Origin of the sequence: Azospirillum sp. TSH64, from assembly GCF_003116035.1 — a bacterium.
Classification (GTDB): Bacteria; Pseudomonadota; Alphaproteobacteria; order Azospirillales; family Azospirillaceae; genus Azospirillum.
Genome location: NZ_LGQW01000015.1, coordinates 640,041 through 662,921, shown reverse-complemented (window position 1 = coordinate 662,921; position 22,881 = coordinate 640,041). Strand labels below are relative to the sequence as shown.

Annotated in this window: 22 protein-coding genes; 18 read left to right on the top strand and 4 right to left on the bottom strand. The window is 68.7% G+C overall.

The features are described from left to right. Positions 1–12: 12 nt before the first annotated feature. The 3 genes from hutU to hutI are packed head-to-tail and all read right to left on the bottom strand — an operon-like array spanning position 13 to position 3,725. Entirely contained in the window at positions 13–1,695 is a 1,683-nt protein-coding gene (hutU, locus tag TSH64_RS04450) for a urocanate hydratase (RefSeq protein WP_109095731.1), read from the bottom strand. 51 nt (positions 1,696–1,746) lie between these two features. Further along, the gene (hutC, locus tag TSH64_RS04445) at positions 1,747–2,475 is read right to left on the bottom strand and encodes a histidine utilization repressor (protein WP_109095730.1); all 729 of its coding nucleotides are present in this window, start codon (positions 2,473–2,475) and stop codon (positions 1,747–1,749) included. Then, positions 2,472–3,725, bottom strand: coding sequence for an imidazolonepropionase (gene hutI / locus TSH64_RS04440; protein WP_109095729.1), 1,254 nt, complete (start codon positions 3,723–3,725; stop codon positions 2,472–2,474). Before hutI ends, hutC begins: the two co-directional genes overlap by 4 nt. Positions 3,726–3,821: 96 nt before the next feature. Between hutI and TSH64_RS04435 the strand changes: the two genes are divergently transcribed. The 4 genes from TSH64_RS04435 to TSH64_RS04420 all read left to right on the top strand — a co-directional run bounded on the left by TSH64_RS04435 (position 3,822) and on the right by TSH64_RS04420 (position 8,292). Beyond that, positions 3,822–5,195, top strand: coding sequence for a formimidoylglutamate deiminase (locus TSH64_RS04435; protein ID WP_109095728.1), 1,374 nt, complete (start codon positions 3,822–3,824; stop codon positions 5,193–5,195). Continuing rightward, complete coding sequence (gene hutH / locus TSH64_RS04430) at positions 5,192–6,730, top strand: histidine ammonia-lyase (protein ID WP_109095727.1); 1,539 nt, start codon at positions 5,192–5,194, stop codon at positions 6,728–6,730. Before TSH64_RS04435 ends, hutH begins: the two co-directional genes overlap by 4 nt. Continuing rightward, positions 6,727–7,542 carry an N-formylglutamate deformylase gene (gene hutG, locus TSH64_RS04425; RefSeq protein ID WP_109095726.1) on the top strand — a complete coding sequence of 272 codons (816 nt, stop codon included), beginning with the start codon at positions 6,727–6,729 and terminating at the stop codon, positions 7,540–7,542. The genes hutH and hutG overlap by 4 nt, the downstream gene beginning before the upstream one ends. A gap of 99 nt (positions 7,543–7,641) precedes the next feature. Beyond that, positions 7,642–8,292, top strand: coding sequence for a phosphatase PAP2 family protein (locus TSH64_RS04420; protein ID WP_247872750.1), 651 nt, complete (start codon positions 7,642–7,644; stop codon positions 8,290–8,292). Positions 8,293–8,296: 4 nt separating this feature from the next. On the opposite strand, the gene TSH64_RS04415 is transcribed toward TSH64_RS04420, so the two are convergent. After that, entirely contained in the window at positions 8,297–9,529 is a 1,233-nt protein-coding gene (locus TSH64_RS04415; RefSeq protein ID WP_109095725.1) for a plasmid replication protein, read from the bottom strand. 681 nt (positions 9,530–10,210) lie between these two features. On the opposite strand from TSH64_RS04415, the gene TSH64_RS04410 reads away from it, so the two are divergent. The 14 genes from TSH64_RS04410 (at position 10,211) to TSH64_RS04340 (ending at position 22,880) form a co-directional block, all read left to right on the top strand. Continuing rightward, positions 10,211–11,137 (top strand): helix-turn-helix domain-containing protein, encoded by a 927-nt coding sequence (locus TSH64_RS04410; RefSeq protein WP_109095724.1) that lies wholly within the window; start codon positions 10,211–10,213, stop codon positions 11,135–11,137. Continuing rightward, the gene (locus TSH64_RS04405) at positions 11,134–11,784 is read left to right on the top strand and encodes a hypothetical protein (protein WP_109095723.1); all 651 of its coding nucleotides are present in this window, start codon (positions 11,134–11,136) and stop codon (positions 11,782–11,784) included. Before TSH64_RS04410 ends, TSH64_RS04405 begins: the two co-directional genes overlap by 4 nt. Before the next feature lie 148 nt (positions 11,785–11,932). Next, a complete protein-coding gene (locus TSH64_RS04400) occupies positions 11,933–12,595 on the top strand; it encodes a ParA family protein (protein WP_098738091.1) in 663 nt (220 codons plus the stop codon). After that, on the top strand, positions 12,592–13,161 hold the full coding sequence (locus TSH64_RS04395) for a hypothetical protein (protein ID WP_109095722.1): 570 nt from the start codon (positions 12,592–12,594) through the stop codon (positions 13,159–13,161). Before TSH64_RS04400 ends, TSH64_RS04395 begins: the two co-directional genes overlap by 4 nt. Before the next feature lie 55 nt (positions 13,162–13,216). Next, positions 13,217–14,143, top strand: a complete 927-nt coding sequence (locus tag TSH64_RS04390) for a LysR family transcriptional regulator (RefSeq protein WP_109095721.1) — start codon at positions 13,217–13,219, stop codon at positions 14,141–14,143. Positions 14,144–14,291: 148 nt separating this feature from the next. Continuing rightward, entirely contained in the window at positions 14,292–15,632 is a 1,341-nt protein-coding gene (locus TSH64_RS04385) for an ABC transporter substrate-binding protein (RefSeq protein WP_109095720.1), read from the top strand. A gap of 214 nt (positions 15,633–15,846) precedes the next feature. Beyond that, positions 15,847–16,713 (top strand): branched-chain amino acid ABC transporter permease, encoded by an 867-nt coding sequence (locus tag TSH64_RS04380; RefSeq protein ID WP_109049546.1) that lies wholly within the window; start codon positions 15,847–15,849, stop codon positions 16,711–16,713. After that, positions 16,713–17,729 (top strand): branched-chain amino acid ABC transporter permease, encoded by a 1,017-nt coding sequence (locus tag TSH64_RS04375; protein ID WP_109095719.1) that lies wholly within the window; start codon positions 16,713–16,715, stop codon positions 17,727–17,729. Before TSH64_RS04380 ends, TSH64_RS04375 begins: the two co-directional genes overlap by 1 nt. Further along, on the top strand, positions 17,726–18,445 hold the full coding sequence (locus TSH64_RS04370) for an ABC transporter ATP-binding protein (protein WP_247872749.1): 720 nt from the start codon (positions 17,726–17,728) through the stop codon (positions 18,443–18,445). The genes TSH64_RS04375 and TSH64_RS04370 overlap by 4 nt, the downstream gene beginning before the upstream one ends. Positions 18,446–18,518: 73 nt before the next feature. Beyond that, the gene (locus TSH64_RS04365) at positions 18,519–19,223 is read left to right on the top strand and encodes an ABC transporter ATP-binding protein (RefSeq protein ID WP_109452266.1); all 705 of its coding nucleotides are present in this window, start codon (positions 18,519–18,521) and stop codon (positions 19,221–19,223) included. Between the two features lie 163 nt (positions 19,224–19,386). Continuing rightward, complete coding sequence (locus TSH64_RS04355) at positions 19,387–20,175, top strand: putative hydro-lyase (RefSeq protein ID WP_109095717.1); 789 nt, start codon at positions 19,387–19,389, stop codon at positions 20,173–20,175. An 87-nt stretch (positions 20,176–20,262) separates the two neighbouring features. Further along, positions 20,263–21,036, top strand: coding sequence for a transporter substrate-binding domain-containing protein (locus tag TSH64_RS04350; RefSeq protein WP_109095716.1), 774 nt, complete (start codon positions 20,263–20,265; stop codon positions 21,034–21,036). 57 nt (positions 21,037–21,093) lie between these two features. Next, entirely contained in the window at positions 21,094–21,861 is a 768-nt protein-coding gene (gene pxpB / locus TSH64_RS04345) for a 5-oxoprolinase subunit PxpB (RefSeq protein ID WP_109095715.1), read from the top strand. Continuing rightward, positions 21,858–22,880: a biotin-dependent carboxyltransferase family protein gene (locus TSH64_RS04340; protein WP_109095714.1), complete on the top strand. Its 1,023-nt coding sequence runs from the start codon at positions 21,858–21,860 to the stop codon at positions 22,878–22,880. The genes pxpB and TSH64_RS04340 overlap by 4 nt, the downstream gene beginning before the upstream one ends. Position 22,881 lies beyond the last annotated feature (1 nt).

The following is a 22,881-nucleotide window of genomic DNA, read 5'->3' as shown; positions in this document are numbered from 1 at the left end:
CCCCTCCCCGCCTTACTTCAGAAACGGCAGGTTCAGCCCCTGCTCCTTGGCACACTCGATGGCGATGTCATAGCCGGCGTCGGCATGGCGCATCACGCCGGTGGCCGGGTCGTTCCACAGCACGCGCTCGACCCGCTTGGCCGCCGCGTCGCTGCCGTCGCAGACGATGACCATGCCCGAATGCTGCGAGAAGCCCATGCCGACGCCGCCGCCATGGTGCAGGCTGACCCAGGTCGCCCCGCTGGCGGTGTTCAGCAGGGCGTTCAGCAGCGGCCAGTCCGACACGGCGTCGGTGCCGTCCTTCATCGCCTCGGTCTCGCGGTTCGGGCTGGCAACCGAGCCGCTGTCGAGATGGTCGCGGCCGATGACGATGGGCGCCTTCAGCTCGCCCGACTTCACCATCTCGTTGAAGGCGAGGCCGAGGCGGTGGCGCTGCCCGAGCCCCACCCAGCAGATGCGCGCCGGCAGGCCCTGGAACTGGATGCGCTTGGCCGCCATGTCGAGCCAGTTGTGCAGGTGCGGATCGTCGGGGATCAGCTCCTTCACCTTGGCGTCGGTCTTGCGGATGTCCTCCGGATCGCCCGACAGGGCCGCCCAGCGGAAGGGACCGATGCCGCGGCAGAACAGCGGACGGATGTAGGCAGGGACGAAGCCGGGGAAGTCGAAGGCGTTCTCCAGCCCCTCCTCCTTCGCCATCTGGCGGATGTTGTTGCCGTAATCGACGGTCGGGATGCCCATGGCGTGGAAGGCCAGCATGGCTTCCACCTGCACCCGCATCGACTTGCGGGCGGCGGCGGCGACGGCGGTGGGCTGGCTTTCGCGGGCGCTCTCCCACTCCTCCAGCGTCCAGCCCTGCGGCAGGTAGCCGTTCACCGGATCATGGGCGGAGGTCTGGTCGGTGACGATGTGCGGCCGGGCCTTGATGTCGGTGCCGGCGCGGCGCGCCAGTTCCGGGAAGACGTCGGCGGCGTTGCCGAGCAGGCCGACGGAGATCGCTTCGCCCTTGGCACAGGCCTCGTTGATCCAGGCCAGCGCCTCGTCCAGGTCGGCGGTGTGGCGGTCGAGATAGCCGGTGCGGATGCGCATCTCGATGCTGCTGGGGCGGCATTCGACCGCCAGCATGCAGGCGCCGGCCATGGTGGCGGCCAGCGGCTGCGCCCCGCCCATGCCGCCCAGCCCGCCGGTCAGGATCCACTTGCCCTTCAGGTCGCCGCTGTAGTGCTGGCGCCCGGCCTCGACGAAGGTCTCGTAGGTGCCCTGCACGATGCCCTGGCTGCCGATGTAGATCCAGCTGCCGGCGGTCATCTGGCCGTACATCGCCAGACCCTTGCGGTCCAGCTCGTTGAAATGCTCCCAGGTCGCCCAGCGCGGCACGAGGTTGGAGTTGGCGATCAGCACGCGCGGCGCATCGGCATGGGTGCGGAAGACGCCGACCGGCTTGCCCGACTGGACCAGCAGGGTCTCGTCGTCGTTCAGCGTCTTCAGCGCCGAGACGATGCGGTCGAAGCTCTCCCAATCGCGGGCGGCGCGGCCGATGCCGCCATAGACGACCAGCTCCTGCGGCCGTTCGGCGACATCGGGGTCGAGGTTGTTCATCAGCATGCGCATCGGCGCCTCGGCGAGCCAGCTCTTGCAGCTCAGTTCGGGGCCGTGCGGGGCACGGATGACGCGCTGGTTGTCGAGGCGGGATGACATCGGTGGATGGCTCCTGGTGGGAGGGATGTGCGTTTCTAGGGTCGGTTCTTGCTAATGGGGCGGCAGCTGGAACCGCGCCCCCAGCCGGTACCGGCTGCCGGGATGGACCAGCATCGCCACCGTCACCACCCGGCCCTGGACCCAGGTGCGGCGGGTCACGCGCAGGCAGGGCTCGGTGACGGGAATGTCGAGCAGGCGGGCGATCTCCGCCGTCGGCGACACCGCTTCGATGACGTGTTCCACCTGGGGCGAGGATTCCAGCCGGATCAGGTACTCGCCCGGCGTCTGGCGGGTGAAGTCCTGGTCGATATAGTCGGGTGCCACCGCCGGGTTGACCCAGCGTTCCTCCAGTTGGACCGGCACGTCGCTTTCGCTGTGGACGACGATGGAATGGAACAGCCTCGCCCCGACCGGCAGGTTGAAGCGGCGCGCCAGCCCGGCATCGGCGGCAACCGCGAGCAATCGCTCCACCCGGCAGGCATGGACGTTGCCGCGTTCGGCGATCTCGTCGGCGATGCTGCGCAGCTCCACCACGTCGGTGCTGGGCGGCCGTTCGGCGACGAAGGTGCCAAGCCCCTGGACGCGGGTCAGCAACCCCTCGTCGGTCAGGTCGCGCAGCGCGCGATGGACCGTCATGCGGCTGACCGAGAATTCCTCCAGCAGCTTATGCTCCGACGGGATCTGGAAGCCTTCGGGCCAGTCGCCGGAGCTGATCCGGCGGCGGATGGCCTCCTTGATCTGGGCATAGCGCGGCTGGGCGGTGGAGATGGTGTCGCTCATGCGGCCCCCGCTTCGACGTGCGGCTTGCGGACCACCCCGCCATTGACCACCGCCATGCAGGGGTTGAGGCCGATGGCGTAGGCCAGTTCCGCCGGATGTTCGATGCGCCAGACCGCCAGATCGGCGCGTTTGCCCGGCGCGATCACCCCACGGTCGTCCAGCCCCAGCGCCTTGGCCGCATGACGGGTGATGCCGGCCAGCGCCTCCGCCGGGGTCAGCCGGAAGAAGGTGCAGCCCATCGACAGCATCAGCAGCAGCGAGGTCACCGGCGAGGTGCCGGGGTTGTTGTCGGTGGACAGCGCCATCGGCACGCCATGGCGGCGCAGCAGCTCGATGGGCGGCATCTTGGTCTCGCGCAGAGCGTAGAAGGCGCCGGGCAGCAGAACCGCGACCGTGCCGGCCTTGGCCATCGCGGCGACGCCCTCTTCATCGAGATGTTCGATGTGGTCGGCCGACAGCCCGCCGAACTCCGCCACCAGCCGGGCGCCGCCGAGATTGCTGAGCTGCTCGGCATGCAGCTTCACCGGCAGGCCGAGCCGCTTCGCCGTCTCGAACACCCGGCGCGTCTGGGCGACGGAGAAGCCGATCCCTTCGCAGAAGGCGTCCACCGCATCGGCGAGGCCCGCTTCGGCGATAGCCGGCAGCGTCTCGGTGCAGATGCGGTCGATGTAGCCGTCCGCATTCTCCTTGAATTCCGGCGGCAGGGCGTGGGCGCCGAGATATGTGGTTCGCACCTCCACCGGGCGGACCTGGGCCAGCCGGCGGGCGACGCACAGCATGCGCGTCTCGGTTTCGGTGTCGAGGCCATAGCCGGACTTGACCTCCACCGTCGTCACGCCTTCGGCCAACAGGCTGTCCAGCCGCGGCAGGCTGGCGGCCAGAAGCTGGTCCTCGCTGGCGGCGCGGGTGGCGGTGACGGTGGACAGGATGCCGCCACCGGCCCGCGCGATCTCCTCATAGCTGGCGCCATTCAGCCGCATCTCGAACTCGCGGGCGCGGTTGCCGCCATAGACGAGGTGGGTGTGGCAGTCGATCAGGCCGGGGGTCATCCAGCCGCCCTGCCCCGACTGCACCTCGGTCGCCAGATCCTCCGGTGCGCCGGTCAGCTCGCTGCGCGGCCCAACATAAGCGATGTGGCCGTCCTTGATGCCCACCGCCGCGTCGGCGATGGCGCCATAGCCTTCCCCGTCGTTCATCGTCGCAACGGACAGGTCGATCCACAGGGAATCCCACGGCGCACTGGTCGGCATCGGTTCGGCTCCTTCCTACAAGTTCGTGCAGCAACCCTCTTGGCATCAGGTTGCCTATACTTGTATAGTGTTGTCTATAATAGCGAGGGCGCCCTCATGAGCAACCTGTTTTTTGCCTCGGCGCTGCTGCCGGACGGCTGGGCGGAGAATGTGCTGGTCACGGTGGACGGCCGGGGCCGGATCGTTACGGCGACGCCCGGTTCCGCCTGCCCGGCCGATGCGGAGCGCTTTGCCGGGGCGGCGGTCGCCGGCATCGCCAATTTGCACTCCCACGCCCACCAGCGCGCCATCGCCGGGATGGGCGAATCCTCCGGCGAGGGCTCGGACAGCTTCTGGAGCTGGCGCGATGTGATGTACCGGGCGCTCGACCGCATGGAGCCGGAGGATTTCGAGGCGGTCGCCGCCCAGCTCTATGTGGAGACGCTGAAGGCCGGCTTCACCGCCATCGCCGAATTCCATTACCTGCACCATGACCGCGACGGCAGCGCCTATGCCGACCCGGCGGAGATGAGCCACCGCGCCATCGCCGCCGCAAGGACCGCCGGTCTGCCGATTGCGCTGCTGCCGGTGCTCTATAACGCGTCGGGCTTCGGCGGCACGCCGCCGACCGCCGGGCAGCGCCGCTTCATCCATGACGGGGCAGGGTTCGACCGGCTGACCACGGCCCTGCGCCGCAGCTATGGCGACGCTGACGACGTGCAACTCGGCATCGCCCCGCATTCGCTGCGCGCTGTCCCCGACGAACTCCTGACCGAGACCGTCGCCGCCAACCCGCAAGGCCCGATCCACATCCACATCGCCGAGCAGCGCCGGGAGGTCGAGGACTGCGTCGCCTACCGCAGTCGACGCCCAGTGGAGCATCTGCTCGACACCCAGCCGGTCGATGGCCGCTGGTGCCTGATCCACGCCACCCACATGACCGATGCCGAGGTTGCGGGCGTCGCCGCCAGCGGCGCCATCGCCGGTCTGTGCCTGACAACCGAGGCCAATCTCGGCGACGGCTTCTTTGCCGCCCAATCCTACATGGCGCAGGGTGGGCGCTGGGGCATCGGCTCCGACAGCCACATCTCCGTCAGCCCGGTGGAGGAACTGCGCTGGCTGGAGTACGGCGCGCGGCTGACCAGCGAACGGCGCACCGTGCTGGCCGGCGGCCCCCGCCGCTCCACCGCCCGCCGGCTGGTGGAGGACGCCCAGTCCGGCGGGGCGCAGGCGACCGGCTTCGAGGCCGGGCGCATCGCCGCGGGCTTGCGCGCCGACATCGTCGTGCTCGACACCGACCACCCGCTGCTGGCGGCGCAAATGGTATCCGGCGGCGACGCGCTGCTGGATGGCTGGATTTTCGCCGGAAACACTCCCCTCGTCCGGGACGTGCTGATCGCCGGACGCGCCGTCGTCCGCGACCGCCGCCACCCGCGCGAGGACGAAATCGCCGAACGCTTCAAAAAGACACTTGGGAGACTTCTGGGATGAGCGAGACCATCACTCTAGTTCCGGGCGCGCTGTCGCTCGACACGCTGCGCAGCATCTACCGCGACCGTCCGGCCCTGACGCTCGACCCGGCGGCCTATCCGCGGATGGAACGCTCGCGCGCCCTGATCGACCGGATCGCCGGCGGCGACGAGGCGGTCTACGGCGTCAACACCGGCTTCGGCAAGCTCGCCCACACCCACATCGCGGCCAGCGATCTGGAAAAGCTCCAACGCAACCTGATCCTGTCGCATGCCACCGGCGTCGGTGCCCCGCTGGCCGATGGCGTGGTGCGGCTGATCCTGGTCATCAAGGCGGTCAGCCTCGCCGTCGGCGCCTCGGGCGTCCGGCCGGCGCTGGTCGACGCGCTGCTGAAGCTCTATGAGGCCGACGTGCTGCCGGTGGTGCCGGGCAAGGGCTCCGTCGGCGCCTCGGGCGATCTGGCGCCGCTGGCCCATCTCTGCGGCGTGCTGCTCGGCATCGGCCATGTCCGGGTGAAGGGCGAGACGCTGCCGGCCGAAGAGGGTCTGCGCATCGCCGGCCTGCCGGTCTTCGACCTGAAGGCCAAGGAAGGCTTGGCGCTGATCAACGGCACCCAGGTCTCGACCGGTTTGGCGCTCGCCGGCCTGTTCGAGATCGAGCGCACCTTCAAGGCGGCTCTGGTCGCCGGTTCCCTGTCGGTCGAGGCCGTGATGGGCAGCCATCGTCCGTTCGACGCCCGCATCAGCGCGCTGCGCGGCCAGCCCGGCCAGATCGCCGTTGCCGCCGCCTTCCGCGACATGCTGGCCGGCAGCGAGCTGAACGCCAGCCACCAGGGCCCCGACTGCCACCGGGTACAGGATCCCTACAGCCTGCGCTGCCAGCCGCAGGTGATGGGCGCCGTGCTCGACCAGATGCGGCAGGCCGCGCGCACCCTGGTGATCGAGGCCAACGGCGTCACCGACAACCCGCTGGTGCTGGTCGACACCGACGAGGTGCTGTCCGGCGGCAACTTCCATGCGGAACCTGTGGCGATGGCCGCCGACCAGCTCGCCATCGCCGCGTCGGAGATCGGTGCGCTCGCCGAACGCCGCATCGCCATGCTGATCGACACCACCATCAGCGGCCTGCCGCCCTTCCTGGTCGCCGAACCGGGGCTGAACTCCGGCTTCATGATCGCCCATGTCACCGCCGCCGCGCTGGCGTCGGAGAACAAGACGCTCGCCCACCCGGCAAGCGTCGACAGCCTGCCGACCTCCGCCAACCAGGAGGACCATGTCAGCATGGCGACCTTCGCGGCGCGCCGGCTGGGCGACATCGCCGGCAATGTCGCCGACATCGTCGGTATAGAGCTTTTGGCCGCGATTCAGGGTCTGGAGTTCCATCGCCCGCTGAAGACCACGGAGCGGCTGGAGCAGGCCATCGCCACCATCCGTGCCCAGGTGCCGCGTTACGAGGTCGACCGTTACTTCGCCCCGGATCTGGCCGCCATCGGTACCCTGGTGCGCGACGGGTCGCTCGACCATCTGATGCCGGTATCCCTGGAGACCGCACAATGACCGACACCATCTTCGATCTGGAGCGAGGCGACGGGCCGCTGGTCATCAGCATGCCCCATTGCGGCACGGACCTTTTCCCAGGTCTGGCCGAGCGGCTGACGGACGAGGCGCTGACCATGCGCGACACCGACTGGCACATCCCGCGCCTGTACGGCTTCGCCAAGGACATGGGCGCCACGCTGCTCAGCGCCCGCTATTCCCGCTATGTCGTCGACCTCAACCGCGCCTCGACCGGCGAGAGCCTCTATCCCGGACAGGCGACCACCGGCCTCTGCCCGGACGTGATGTTCGACGGCACGCCGCTCTACCGCGACGGCCAAGCCCCCGACGAGGCCGAAGTGGCGCAGCGGGTCGAGGCCTATTGGCACCCCTACCACGATGCGCTGGCGGCGGAGCTGGAGCGGGTGAAGGCACGGCATGGCTTCGCCCTGCTCTATGACGCCCATTCGATCCGCAGCCATGTGCCGCGGCTGTTCGACGGACGCCTGCCCGACCTCAATCTGGGAACGGCGCGCGGCGCCAGCATCGATCCGCAGCTGGCCGCCCAGGTCGTCGCGGCGATGGAGAGCGCCGCGGCGGCGGAAGGCTTGACCTGCGTCACCAACGGCCGCTTCGTCGGCGGCCACATCACCCGCGCTTATGGCCAGCCGGCGAACGGCGTCCACGCCATCCAGATGGAACTGGCGCAGGACCGCTACATGGACGAGGAGGCGCCGCCCTTCGCCTATCGCCCGGACCGGGCTTCAAGCCTGCAGCGGGTGCTGACCGCACTGCTGAACGCCTTCGCCGGCTGGCGGCCAGCACAGGGCTGACAGAAGCCGACAGGCACGTGGGGGCGGGGAACCGCCCCCGCATCCGCCGCGTTCCCCTGCTGCGCCGGTTTTCGCGGCGCGGCATGCAGGGGACCGGCGTTGAGCGACATCATCCAACAGAATGTTGAGCAGGGCGGCATCGAGAATCAGGGCATCGAGAATCCGGGCGGCGGCATCGGCTATGGCGGGCGGCCCGCACCGGCGGTGCTTCAGCCGGCTCTGACGGCGGTCGATGCGCTCGACGCCCAGGTCCACGACATCGTCACCTGCGATCCGGGACCGATGAGCCGGGTGCTGGCAAGCGCGGGCCATTACGTCATAAAGCGGCCGGTCCTGATCCCCAGCTTCGCCATCGCCGGACTTGTCGGACTGCTGACCGGACAGGAGGATCTGCGCCGCGCCGGCAGTGTCGGCGTCCTCGGGCTGGTGGCGACGGCGACGGCCAGCCGCTCCATCAAGCGCTACGTCAAGCGCCGCCGTCCCGACGAATGCGAGCCGCGGCAGCGGCCGGGCAAGAAGATCAGCGCCCGCTCGCTGCCGTCCGGCCATGCGGGAAGCGCCTTCGCCGCCGCGACCGCGCTCGCCACGGTCAGCCGGTCGCCGGCACAAAGCCTGATGATCTACGGCGCCGCTGCGGCGATGGCCAGCGGCCGGGTGGTCAAGCACCGCCATTGGGCGTCCGACGTGCTGGCCGGCGCCCTGCTGGGGACCGCCATCACGCTGGTGGCGCGCCGCCTGCTGGCACGCTGAGCGGCTATTTCTTCGGCAGCGGCAGGCTGGCCTGTTCGGCCTTCGCCGGATCGGCCAGCCGCTTGGCGCGCTTGTTGCGCATTTCCGCCACCTCGCCGGCCTTCAACGGCACGAAGCCGTCGGGCCGCATGGCGTTGCCGACGATCTGCTTGAGCAGGTCGATGTTGGTGATCTGCACCCGGCGGCCGCGGCGGACCTGATCGAGGAACTTCTGCGACGGGGTCAGCACATAGTCGATGGCGTCGATGCGCTTGCCGACCTTGGTGTATTCCTTGTCGGCGATGTCGAGGATGCCCTCGTCCACCAGGGCGTCTACCGCGGAGGTCACCACGCGCAAGGTGTCGCGGCGGCGCGACCACTCGTTCATGCCGCTGTTCTTGATGATCTCGTCGGCGCTGATCGACACCGGCTTCGCCTCGTCGTCGGCGGTGTCGTACTCGATGGACAGGCGGTTGTAGAGCCAGCGCGACACCGGCGACTTCAGCTTCATCAGCCAGGCGTAGGAGACCGGCTTGAACTCCAGGTCGCGGATGGCGGCGGAGACCAGCGGGTTGAACTCCAGATAGGTCTCCTCGACCCCACCGTCCTCATCGACCAGATCGGGGCGCGAGCGGATCGCCAGCACCGGGAAGGCGGTCGATTCCAGCAGGTTCTGCCCGCGGCTCTTCTTGCCCGGCTCGGCGCTGCCGCCGGTTGAGATGATGATGCGCGAACGGGCCAGAATGGTCAGGGATTCGCGGATGTCCTGGATCGACAGGGTGTGGTTGACCGCCCGCAGCTCCCGCTGGATCTCGTAGAGGCTGAAGCGCATCTGCACCTTGTCGCGGTTCTCGCCGGTCAGAGACAGGCGCGAGCGGTCCATGGCGAGGCGGCGGACGACCTGCTCCACCACCTGTTCGCGCTCCGACGGGAAGATCTCCACTTCGACCAGATCCGGACCGGCGCCGGGGGCGCGGTCGTCCTTCTTGGCGGTGCTGAGCCGGTCGATACGGGCGGGCTGGACGGTCAGGCGGTAATTGCGGCCGCGGAAGGCGAACTCGCGCCGCACCGACTTGATGAAGTTGTCCTTGGTGACCAGCTCGCCCTTGTCCTTGGCGGCCTTTTCCTTGTCGTTGTCGCGGGAGACGAAGACGAAGCGCGGCGCCAGATCGTAGAGCGCGATCAGGTGCGATTGCGAACGGTCTTCCAGCTCGAACAGGATGAGCTGTGCGGCGCTGGTCGGGGCCATCTTGGTCATGAACGTCTCCGGAGGTCGGGAGTAACCATGGCGCGGCGGACCCGCCGGTGCAACAGAACGCAGTGAGTTTACCGCATCCGGGATGGAGCGACAGCCCGCGGATATGGTGTGGCACCCCGCGATGATGGAGCAACGGCCCGCGGTCATGGAGCGATAGCCCGCGATTGCCGCCCGGACGCGGCATCGCCGGGGCCGAACTCCGCGAGCCCTTGAAGAATCGGGGAGAATCGGCCCCGCCGGCCGGGAATCGCGGCGAGGCGAACCGCGGGCTGCCGCTCCATAGGGGGCGGATGCGGATCGCTTCGGCACCGGATTGCCCGCGATTCACACCATCGCCACGGCATCGCCGGCCAATCGCGGGCTGTTGCTCCAGGTTCGCGGGCTGCGGGCCGCCGGCAATCGCGGGCAATCGCTCCACATCCGCGGCCAAAGGCGCCAGGATCCCGATTCGGCGCGGCATCGCCGGCCAATCGCGGGCCGATGCTCCATGGTCGCGGGCAGGGGCTTTACGGTCGCGGGCTGTCGCTGACCATCCGCGGGCTGCGGCTTCATGGAGTGCGAGCCCGCGATTCGACTCTTCCGCCGACCGCTCCGAATCCTCCGCACCAATCGCGACGGCCGATCAAGCGGCCAATCTTGCGCCAATCTCGCGTCCAGGGGCGCGGAGGAGTATCGCCACAGATGACAAACAGGACCGCAAGCCCGCACCCCGGCGGGCAAAACCCCACCCGGCAAACCCACACCGGACAGAATCGCTGGGGCCGGATCCCGGCCTGGTGGCTCGACCACCCCGACCTCGACGCCGATGGCCTCGCCGTGCTGGCGGCGCTCAGCACCTACGCCGACGAGGCGGGGGTGTGCTGGCCGTCGCAGGCGACGCTGGCCGACAAGCTGAAACGCAGCCGGCCGACCGTCAACCGGATCCTGGGCCGGCTGGAGGCGCTCGGGCTGGTCGGCATCGAACACCGCCGCTCGGCCAATGGCGGGCGTCTCAGCTGCCGCTACCGGCTGGCGCTGATCGCGTCGGGCGGGGCGCAGGACGGTGCAGGGGTGGACATCCCCGCTGACTCGTCCACGGACTCCCCCTGTTCAGCCACGAGTCAGGAACAGCCTGAACCAGAACAGATTCCTGACACGCTCCACCGGCGTGCGGACGAGGGCACGTCGTACATCCCTGCCGATGCCGCCGAACCGGTCGCCGCCAAGCCGGTTGTCCCCGATTGGGCGCCTCCCCCGGCCGACCGGCAATGGGCGGCAGAGCGCTTCCCCGACCTCGACATCGACAGCCATGCCGAACGCTTCGTCCTGCAATGCCGGGCCCATGGCTACCGCTACCGGGATCCGGCCGCGGCGTGGCGATCCTGGCTGCTGCAGGACGCCGGCCGTATGGCGCAACAGCCCGCGGCAAGCGTCCGCGGACCGAACAGCCGCGGGCCGGACGAGCGCACAGCGCGGACCACGCCCCGCACCGCCGCTTCCGGGTCGAATTCCGCAGCCGCCAACGCCGAACAGCGCCTGTCGGCCTGGGCCAGCGTTGCCGCCCGTCTGAACCACACGCCGCCGAACACAGCGTCGAACACACCCGCCACCCCCTGGGGGATCGCATGAGCAACCTGCACCAGTTCCCCACCACCTCCTCTGCGGCTGCCGCACCGCCCGGCCTGCCGCTGCCCTTCGACCCGGCGATGGCGCCGGCCCTGCGCAACCGGATGCTCCGCGAAGCCTTGCCGGAACCGTTGCAGCGCCTTCTTGACCGCGGACAGGTCGGACGCCACAGCCGTTTCACCGAAGACGGCTTCGCCGATGTCGTTGAGGACTGGACGCCACCGGATGGGGTGACGCCGCGCCATGCCGCACTGGCCCGCCACGCTCTGTCGGAGATCGCCGATACCATCCTGGCTCCGGCATCGGCCAACCATTTGCTGGGGCGGGTGCTGGCTCTGCTGAGCCATTTTCCGGCAAAGGCGACCAGCCCGGAAGTGGAGCAATTGCTCGCGATGGACTGGGCCGACGATCTGGGCGAGTTCCCGGCCTGGGCCATCGATCAGGCGGCACGCCGGTGGCGGCGTACCCGCAAATGGCGGCCGAGCATTGCCGAGATCCGCGGCTTGTGCGAGGAGGCCTGTGCCGAGGAAAATGCCCTTGCCGCCCGGCTGCGCGCCATTGCCATGGCGGGCGAACGGGCCGGGGAGACCGGCAGCACGACCGGTGCGGTGCGTCCGGTGCTGGCGTCGGCCATGCGCCGTATGCGATGATGGTGCGGTTTTCTGTCTTAGGTGTTCCGCCTGTGGCCGGGGCGACACCCTGTCCGGATGCTGCGAAGCTAAGACATGTCTTAGATTTGCGCCACGGCCTGGCTTTGGTAAAAGGGGCCATCAGCCGATGGCGATAAGGGGCACGGGAATGAGCAACGACACGGGACACGTGCCGGTGAAGCGCTTGCTGGTCAATGGTCCGAAGGGCGGGATCGGCAAGACGACGCTCAGCCGCAACATCGCGGTTGCGGCGGCGCTCGACGGATGCGCGGTGGCGACGCTCGACCTCGATCCGCAGCGCAGCCTGACCAAATGGTTCGCCAAGCGGCCGGACGGCATGGCGTCCATCACCCATTTCGAGGCGGGTATGACGCCGCTCGACATCCGGGCGGCCCTGGACGGCATCGCGGGGTTCGACCTGCTGGTCATCGACACGCCGCCGTCGATCGAGGACCACCCGGAGGAATTCAAGCTGCTGGCCCTGTCGTCCGACCTGATCGTCGTGCCGACCGGCCAGAGCGACGACGATCTGGACTCCGTCCGGCCCTGGATGCGCTTCGTCCGCCGCTATGGCAAGAACGCGGCTTTCGTGATGAACCGCGTCAAGCCGCGCACCCGCGGCTTCACCGAGGCGCAGCGCAAGCTGCTGGGCGACGGCCGGATCTGCCCGGTCGAGGTTCCCGACTACGAGGACATCCAGTTCACCGCCGGCCGCGGTCTCGGCCTGCTGGAGCTGAAGGGGGGCAAGGGGGCCGAGCATGTCGCCGGTGTCTGGGCCTTCGTCCGCCATGAACTGGAGCTGGCGCAATGAGCGGGTTCAAGCAGGTTTCCAAGGCCCAGGCCCGTCGCCACATCGCGGTGGACGAGCGGATCGAGCGCATGTCGGAGGCGACGGTCGACCTCGTCCGGCGCGAGGAGTTCGTCCAGGAAATCTCCACCCTCTGGCGCAGCGCGCAGGAGAAGTTCCTGCTGATCGGCCGCTATCTGGTCCAGGCGCGGGCGCGGCTGCCGCATGGCGAGTTCCAGGCGATGGTCGAGAACGAGCTGCCCTTCGGCTATCAGGTCGCCTACCAGCTGCGCATGGTGGCGGAGGCGGTGGACAGCGGTCGGCTGCCGGGGGCGAAGCTGCCGCCCAGCTACGCCACCGTCTACCAGCTTGCCACCTTGACCGGCGAGCAGCTGCGGCTGGCCGACCAGAGCAACCTGATCCGGCCCGACGTGACCCGGCCGGAGATTGTCCGGTTCAAGCGCGACCTGCGGAACCGCGCCCTCGACCATGTCAGCCGCCGCGAGGCGCTGGAGGCCGAACGCGACCGGCTGCGGGAACGGCTGGCGGTGATCGAGGTTGAACTGGCGGCGCTGGACGAGCGGGATTGACAGGGCTGCGGCGATTGTAAGGCGTGCGATGATCCGGGACGGGGATGGGTGAGGCATGCTGGACCTGAAGTCGCTGGAGATCTTCATCTGGACGATGCGGCTCGGCGGGTTCCGCCGGGCGGCGGAGCGGCTGAACACCACACAGCCCGCCATCTCCGCCCGCATCGCCCAGCTGCAGGACGAGTTGGGCGTCGTCCTGTTCGACCGCGTCGGCCGGCGGGTGGCGCCGACGCCGCAGGCGATGGTGCTGTTGACCTATGCCGAGAAGATGATGGCGCTCAAATCGGAGCTGCTGACCGCGGTGGCCGACCGCAGCGCCATCCGCGGCGTCATCCGGCTGGGCGTGGCGGAGACGGTGGTCCACACCTGGCTCAGCCAGCTGATCGAACGGTTGAACGCCCTCTACCCTGCGGTGTCGCTGGAGATCGAGGTCGAAACCTCGCCCAGCATGCGCGATGCGCTCGCCCGGCACGAGCTGGACGTGGCGGTGATGCTCGCCTCCTACACCGACGTGCGGTTCCGGTCGGTCCCGGTCGGCAGTTATCCGCTGGGCTGGGTGGTCAGCCCGTCCCTGCCCCTGCCGGAGGAGCCGGTGTCGCTGCGCGATCTGGCGGCCTGGCCGATCATCACATTTTCCCGCACCACCCAGCCCTATGGCGTGATCCGCGAGATGTTCTCCTCCGTCGGATTGCAGGTGCGGATGTTCGGCAACAGCTCGCTCGCCAGCGTCGTCCGCATGGCGGTGGACGCGGTGGGCGTCAGCGTCATCCCGACGGTGATCGTCCAGCGGGAACTGGCGGAAGGCCGGTTGCGCCTGATCCGCTCGCAGGCGCCCTTGCCCGGAATGACCTTCTGCGCCGCCCATTCCGCCACGGCGGAGAACCACATGGCGTCGGTGGTCGCGGATCTGGCCGCCGCGGTGGCTGCCGAATACGAGGCGGCCACCGGCAACGAGGCGCCCCGCATATCAGCAGACGATTGATCGTCTCCGCTTATCAATCCAGATCAAAACTTACGATTGGACGGACCCAAGACTGTTCGTGGCATCATCCTGTTCAGAAGGCGCAAACGACCAGCCGCAAAGGCAGGCGCCGCAAGCCACCAAGGCACCGAACAGAGGAGATTTCACGATGCGGTTCGCGCCAGCGATCACCGAACCCACCCGCCTGCCCAAAGGCAGCCTCCCCAGCCGCCGCCAGACGATCAAGCGCCTGCTTGCCGCGGCGGCCCTGCTGACCACGACCGCGCTGACCGGCATCGGCCTCGACATCGCTCCGGCCCATGCCGAGGACGAGATCCGCATCGGCGTGATCTATCCGCTGACCGGTGCCGCCGCCTCCACCGGCGTCGAGCTGAAGGCCGCCGCCGAACTGGCCGCGGCCATCGTCAACAAGGAAATCCCGGCCCCGCCGGGTCTGGTCGCCGGCATTGGCCTGCCGAACCTGAAGGGTGCGAAGATCAAGCTGATCTTCGGCGACCACCAGGGCAACCCGCAGGTCGGCGCCACCGAGGCCGAGCGGCTGATCACCAGCGAGAAGGTCGTGGCGCTGACCGGCGCCTATTTCTCCAACGTCACCGCCACCGCCAGCCAGGTCGCCGAACGCTATGGCGTGCCCTTCCTGAACGGCGAATCCTCCTCGGCCTCGCTGACCCAGCGCAAGTTCAAATGGTTCTTCCGCACCACGCCGCATGACGACCTGTTCGTCGGCAACTTCTTCACCTTCCTCGGCGACATGGAGAAGAAGACCGGCGACACGCTGCGCAGCGTCGCGCTGTTCAATGAGAACACGCTGTGGGGCAACGAGACGACCAAGCTTCAGGTGAAGCTGTCGGAGGAGCAGAAGTTCACCATCGCCGAGAAGATCCTCTATCCGGCGAAGACGACGCAGATGACGTCGGAGGTGCAGCGCATCAAGGCCGCCGCCCCGGCGGTCATCATGCAGTCCAGCTATCTCGGCGACGCCATCCTGTCGATGAAGACCTACAAGGAGCTGGGCTTCCTGCCGAAGATGCTGCTGGCCAACGATGCCGGCTTCAACGACAGCGAGTTCCTGAAGACCATGGGCAAGGATGGCGAGTTCGTCATCAGCCGCGAGGTCTGGGCGCTCGATCAGGCCGAGCGCAACCCGCTGATCAAACAGGTCAACGAGCTGATGCAGAAGCGGTCGGGCGTGAACTTCAACGGCAACTCGGCCCGCGCCTTCACCGGCATCGCCGTGCTGGCCGACGCGCTGGACCGTGCCGGCTCGACCAAGCCCGACGCGATCCGCGAGGCGCTCCAGAAGACCGACATCCCGGCCAGCGGCCTGATCATGCCGTGGAAGGGCGTCAAGTTCGACGCCAGCGGCCAGAACGAGTTGGGCACTGGCATCATCGTCCAGGTCCAGGGCGGCCAGTATGTAACGGTGTGGCCGTTCGACGTGGCGACCAAGCCGGTCGTCTACCCGATGCCCGCCTGGGACGGCCGCTGAGGCTGCATTCTTTCAATTGGGGCTTTGATCAGCGCGCCCGCAATCCCCTCTCCCCCCCGGGGAGAGGGTTAGGGTGAGGGGGATGCATGGCGGGACCTTCGGGATCGCCACGCCGCGCGTCCCCCTCACCCCGGCCCTCTCCCCGGGGGGAGAGGGGGATATGCCGCTTGTCAAATCTCTTCCGGCCCACCCTGACCGCAAAAAGGGTGCTGCAATGACCGCAGACATTCTCTTCCAAGTGCTCGTCTCGGGCCTGCTGATCGGGCTGATCTATGCCCTGGTCGCGGTCGGTCTGACGCTGATCTTCGGCGTGATGGACATCGTCAATTTCGCCCATGGCGAATTCCTGATGCTGGGCATGTATGCCAGCTTCTGGGCCTTCGCCCTCTTCGCCATCGACCCCATCGTGGCGCTTCCCCTGACGGCGCTGCTGCTGTTCGCGGTCGGCGTCATCGTCTACCAGACGGTGATCCGCCGCATCCTGAAGGCGCCGATGCTGTCGCAGATCTTCGCGACCTTCGGCTTGATGATCCTGCTGCGCGGTCTGGCGCAGTTCTTCTGGAAGCCGGACCACCGGCTGATCCCGCACAGCCTCGTCAGCGGCAACGTCGCCTTCGGTCCGGTGCAGTTCGGCCTGCCCCAGTTCGTCGCCGCGCTCGGGGCCGTCGGCGTCACCGGTGCCTTGTGGATGTTCCTGCACCGCACCCGCCTCGGCACCGCGCTGGAGGCCACCGCCATCGACCGTGAGGCGGCCACCCTGATGGGCATCGACGGCCAGAAGATGTTCGCGCTCGCCTGGGGCATCGGCGCGGCCTGCGCCGGTCTGGCCGGCGGGCTGATCGCCACCTTCTTCCCAATCTTCCCGGAGGTGGGGTCGAACTTCATCCTGATCGCCTTCGTGGTGGTCGTGCTGGGCGGCTTCGGCAGCGTCACCGGCGCCTTCCTGGCCGGCATCATCGTCGGGCTGATCGAGGTGCTGGGCGGCTTCCTGGTCGGCCCGGAATACAAGACCGCCATCGTGCTGTCGCTGCTGCTGATCGTGCTGCTGGTGCGTCCGCGCGGCCTGCTGGGGAAAGCCTGATGACGACCGGAACCAATGTTTCCCGTAAGATGGCCGGCACCGCCGCCCTGCTGGCGCTCGCCGCCGTCCTGCCGCTGGCGGTCACCGAGCCGTCGCAGCAGAACTTCCTGATCCTGATCCTGATGGGCGCCCAGATGGGCGTCGCCTGGAACATCGTCGGCGGCTATGCCGGACAGGTCTCGCTCGGCCATGCGGTGTTCTACGGCATCGGCGCCTACACCTCGACCATGCTGCTGCTGACGCTGGGGCTGACGCCCTGGATCGGCGCGCTCGCCGGCGGGCTGGTGGCGGCGGCCTTCGCGCTCGCCATGGGCTGGCCCTGCTTCCGGCTGAAGGGGCATTATTTCGCCATGGCGACCATCGCGGTGGCGGAGATCATGCAGATCCTGGTCACCAACAGCGACGCCCTCGAAGGGGCCGTCGGCCTCTACCTGCCGATGGACCAGAGCGGCTGGGGCGTGCTGATCTTCCTGTCGAAGCTGCCCTACTACTACGTCATCCTCGGCCTGCTGGTGCTGACGGTGCTGGTGTCCTGGGCCATCGAGCGCAGCCACATCGGCTATTATTTCCGCGCCATCAAGGACGAGCCGGAAGCGGCCCGCGCGCTTGGCGTCAGCCTGACCCGCTACAAGCTGATCGCGCTGACGGTGTCGGCCTTCCTGACCGCGATGGGCGGTAGCTTCTACGCCCAGAAGGAGATGTTCATCGATCCGGGCTCGGTATTCGCCGGGACGATCTCGATCAAGATTGCGCTGATCGCCATCCTGGGCGGGGTGGGCCGGCTGACCGGCCCGGTGCTGGGTGCGGTCATCCTGATCACCATCGAGGAATACAGCCGCACCCTGTTCGGCAGCACCGGTTCCGGCACCGACATGATCATCTACGCCGCCATGATCATCCTGGTCGCCGTGTTCAGCCCGTCCGGCGTGCTGGGGCTTCTGGGCGACCTGCGGCGCCACCTGCCGGGAGCAAAGCCGGCCGAGGTCGAAACCAGCGCCAAGGAGATCCGCCCGTGAACACCGCCCCCCTGCTTGCCGTGGACGGTCTGGGCAAGGCCTTCGACGGTCTGGTCGCCAACCGCGACATCAGCTTCGTCGTCCATCATGGCGAGATCATCGGGCTGATAGGTCCGAACGGCGCCGGCAAGACCACCCTGTTCAACTGCCTCGCCGGCTTCCACACCCCGACCACCGGCCGCATCGCCTTCGAAGGCCACGACATCACCGGCTCGACACCGGAATCGGCGGCAGCACTCGGCATCGCCCGCACCTTCCAGATCGTCCGCGTCTTCCAGTCGATGACGGCGCTGGAAAATGTCATGGTCGGCGCCATGCTGCGCAACAAGCGGGTGTCCGAGGCGCGCGAGCGGGCGGAGGACGAGCTGGCCTTCGTCGGCCTGTCGCACCGGGCGGACACCCCGGCGTCGGACCTGACGGTGTCGGAACAGAAGCGGCTGGAGGTCGCCCGTGCGCTCGCCACCGAACCGAAGCTGATCCTGCTGGACGAGGTGATGGCCGGCCTCAACCCGACCGAGGTCCGCGAGGCCTCTGCCCTGGTCCACCGCATCCACCAGCGCGGCATCGCCAGCATCATCGTCGAACATGTGATGGAGGGCATCATGCCCATCGCCCACCGGATGCTCGTTCTCGATTACGGTGCCAAGATCGCCGACGGCACGCCGGCCGAGATCGCCGAGAACCCGGCGGTCATCGCTGCCTATCTGGGGGAATGAGACGATGCTGCAACCGACGCTGTCCCAACCGGTCCGCCCCGTCGCCGTCTCTGTCGCACCCGCAGGCGAGGCGATGCTGCAGGTCCGCAACATCCAGTCCAGCTACCGCCGCGTCCCCGCCATCCGCGACATCAGCCTGACCCTGAACCGGGGCGAGATCGTGGCACTCGTCGGCGGCAACGGCAACGGCAAGTCGACCACGCTGCGTGCCGTCGCCGGGCTGAACGCGCTCGACGGCGGCTCGATCCTGCTGAAGGGCCAGGACATCTCGTCCGTCCCCGCCCACGAGCGGGTGAAGCGCGGGCTGGTGCTGGTGCCGGAAGGCCGCCGCCTGTTCCCGCGCCTGACGGTGGAACAGAACCTGATGCTGGGCGGCTTCACCACCGACGATGCGGCCAAACGCGAGCAAACGCTCCAATTCGCCTACGACACCTTCACCGTGCTCGGCGAACGCCGCCGCCAGCAGGCCGGCACCCTGTCGGGCGGCGAACAGCAGATGCTGGCGATGTGCCGCGGCCTGATGAGCCAGCCCGACCTGCTGATGCTCGACGAACCCTCCTGGGGCGTCGCGCCCAAGCTGGTGACCCGCATCTTCGAGACCATCCAGCTGATCCGCCAGCGTGGCATCACCGTGCTGCTGGTCGAACAGAACGTCCACCGCGCGCTGGAGATCGCCGACCGTGGCTATGTCATCCAGACCGGCCGCGTCGTGATGGAAGGCAGCGGCCAGGACCTGCTCGGCAACGACGAGGTGCGGCAGGCGTATCTGGGCATGTAAGAGAGCCTAGTCCATTGCCGGACCTCTGCTCCTTCTCCCCCCTGGGGAGAAGGTTGGGATGAGGGGGTTCGGCGGAGCCGAAGTGAGCCTCGCAATGCATCCCCCTCACCCTGACCCTCTCCCCGGGGGGGAGAGGGAACAACCAAAACCCCGGACCATCCCCATGACGACCACTCCGCTCACCGCCGCCGCCGAACGCCTGCGCATCCGCAGCGGCGCCAACAGCGGCCAGACCGCCGGCCTCGCCCCCGGCCATGTCCAGGCCAACCTCGCCATCCTGCCGGCCGACTGGGCCGGCGACTTCCTGCGCTTCTGCCAGGCGAACCCGCGGCCCTGTCCGCTGCTGGCGGTGTCGGAGGTCGGCGACCCGCGCCTGCCGACGCTGGGCCATGACATCGACATCCGCACCGACGTGCCGCGCTACCGCGTCTATCGCGACGGCGTGCTGTCAGCCGAGCCGACCGACATCGGCGACCTGTGGCAGGACGATTTCGTCGCCTTCCTGATCGGCTGCTCCTTCTCCTTCGAGGAGGCCCTGCTGGCCGACGGGCTGCCGGTGCGCCACATCGCGATGAACCGCAATGTGCCGATGTACGAGACCAACATCCCCTGCACCCCGGCCGGCCGCTTCAGCGGCAACATGGTGGTGTCGATGCGGCCGATGGTGCCGAAGGACGCCATCCGCGCCATCCAGATCACGTCGCGCTTCCCGTCGGTGCATGGCGCGCCGGTGCATTTCGGCGACCCGGCCGCCATCGGCATCCGCGACATCGCCCACCCGGAACATGGCGAGGCGGTCCCCATCGAGCCCGGCGAGGTGCCGGTCTTCTGGGCCTGCGGGGTGACGCCACAGGTCGCGATCCGCACCGCCCGCCCGCCCATCGCCATCACCCACAGCCCCGGCGCGATGCTGATCACCGATCTGCTGAACACGCACCTGTCGGTGCTCTGACCGCTCCTCTCCCCCGCTTCATCCCCTGCGATACCGGCCGCCGCGCGGGCATTCCGCCCCCTTGCGGACACGGTGGAGGCTTGCCCGATGCAGACCGCGTTTTCCGTCCGCCTGCTCTCTTCCAGCGTTCTGGGCTCCGTTCTCCTGCTGACCGCCGCCGCGGCGCCGGCCTCGGCCGACCAGCTGCGCATGGTGGCGCTCAGCTTCCCGCCGCTGATCTATGACGATGGCGGCAAGCCGGCCGGCATCGCCTACGACATCGTGACCGAGGCGATGAAGGCCGCCGGCCATAGCGTGACGGTGGAGATCATGCCCTGGGCCCGCGCGCTCGACACCGTGCGCGACGGCGGGGCGGACGCCGTCTTCACCGCCTACAAGACGCCGGAGCGCGAGCAGTTCCTGAATTACTCGACCCAGGTGCTGGTGCCGCAGGTGGTCTCGCTGTTCGTGGCGAAGGACAGCGCCGTCAGCTTCGACGGCGACCTGTCCAAGCTGGCCGACCGCAAGTTCGGCGTGGTCAACCAGATCAGCTACGGCTCCATCGTCGACGACGCCATCAAGACCGGCGTGCTGCCGGCGGTGGAGAAGTCGAACGACAGCGACAGCAACGTGAAGAAACTGGTCTCCGGCCGGTTCGAGGTGATGCCCAGCAACCGCTATGTCGCGCAGTATTTCCTGAAGCAGGCCGGCGCCCTGGACAAGGTCAAGGAACTGACCCCGGCAGTGCAGGACATCCCCAGCTACATCGCCTTCACCAAGGCGCGCGACACCGCAAAGCTGCGCGACGAATTCGACGCCGGGGTCGCGGCGATGAAGGCCAGCGGCGCCTACCAGCAGATTTTGGACAAGTACGCCCGCTGAAAAACGCCCGCTGACCGGCGGTCGCCTTCCCCTTCGACCAGCTTTCGAGAATCCGCCATGAGCGTGACCACCCCGGTCCCGGCCCCCGTTCTGCGGGCGGCCGGGGACAGTGCCCTGATCGTCGAACTGGGCGACGGCATCGCCCCGGATCTGAATGCCGCCGTCCACCGGCTCGACCGCCGCATCGCCGACGCCCGGCTGCCGGGCATCGTCGAGACGGTGCCGACATACCGCTCGATCCTTGTGCAGTTCGATCCGGCGGTGACGGCGGCGGAACCGCTGGGCCAAGCCCTGCTCGGGCTGGCGACAGAGATGACGCAGGCGGCGGCGGAACCGCAGCTGCGCTGGATCGTGCCGGTCTGCTTCGGCGGTGCCCATGGCGAGGATCTGGACGAGGTGGCCCGCCGCTGCGGCCTCGGCACGGAGGAGGTGGTGCGGCTGCACTGCACCGCCGACTATCGGGTCTATATGCTCGGCTTCTCGCCCGGCTTCGCCTATCTCGGCGGCCTGCCGGAGATGCTGCACCAGCCCCGGCGCGAGAACCCGCGCATGGTCACACCGGCGGGCAGCGTCATGCAGGGCGGGGCACAGGCGGCGATCTCCCCCATCGCCATGCCCAGCGGCTGGCATCTGCTCGGCCGCACCCCGGCCCGGACATTCGATCTCAAGAGGGAACCGCCCTTCCTGCTGGCCCCTGGCGACCGCATCCGCTTCACCGCGATCAGTGCTGCCGAATATGACCGGCTGGACGGCATCAGCGGCTATCTGCCGGACTGCGAAACAGTAACGCCGTCCATCGCCCTGATGCAGGGAGCCGCCGCATGACCACCCATCTGCGCGTCGCGGCGGCCGGTCCCAGTTCCACCATCCAGGACCGCGGCCGGGTCGGCTATCAGCGCTACGGCGTCTCGGTCGCCGGGGCGGCCGATCCGCTGCTGCATGCCGCCGCCAACGCCCTGGTCGGCAATCGGCCGGGGGAGGGGGCGGTGGAGTTCACCCTGGCCGGCGATAGCGTGACGGTCGAGGGCGGGCCGGTGCGCATCGCCGCCGCCGCCGATGCCGACCTCACGGTGGACGGCGACCCGGTGCCGGGCTGGACCAGCCTGCGTCTGACCGACGGCCAGACCCTGCGCATCGGGCACTTGCGCAGCGGCATGCGCGGCTATTGGGCGGTGGAGGGCGGCTTCGCGCTTCAGCCGGTGCTGGGCAGCGTCGCCACCCACATACGCAGCCGTATGGGCGGTCTGGACGGCGGCGCGCTGAAGGCCGGCGACCGGCTGCCGCTGGCCCTCGACCAGGCGGCGGACCGGGGCGAGCATTGCCTCGACCCCTCCCTGCTGCCGGCGCGGGGAGGGCGGCTACGCGTCATGCTGGGTCCGCAGCAGGAGTATTTCACCCCTGCCGGTATCGAAGCCTTCCTTGAGGAGGATTACACCGTCAGCCATGAGGCCGACCGCATGGGCTGCCGGCTGGACGGCCCCGCCATCGAGCATGCCCGCGGCTTCAACATCACGTCGGACGGCATCCCGCTGGGCGCCGTGCAGGTTCCCGGCACCGGGCGGCCCATCGTGCTGCTGGCCGACCGCCAGACCACCGGCGGCTATCCCAAGATCGCCTGCGTCGTCGGGCCGGACGTCGCGGCGCTGGCGCAGATGCGGCCCGGCGAGCGGCTGCGCTTCGCCGCCGTCGACGCGGCGGAGGCCGGGCGCATCCAGGCCCGCCATCGCGAGTTGGTGGACGGCCTGCCGGCACTCCTGCAATCGGCCGGCGGCTTCGCGCTCTACGACAGCGGCCGGCTGCTCGGCTTCAACCTGATCGGCGGCGCCGTCACCGGCTGGGACTGAT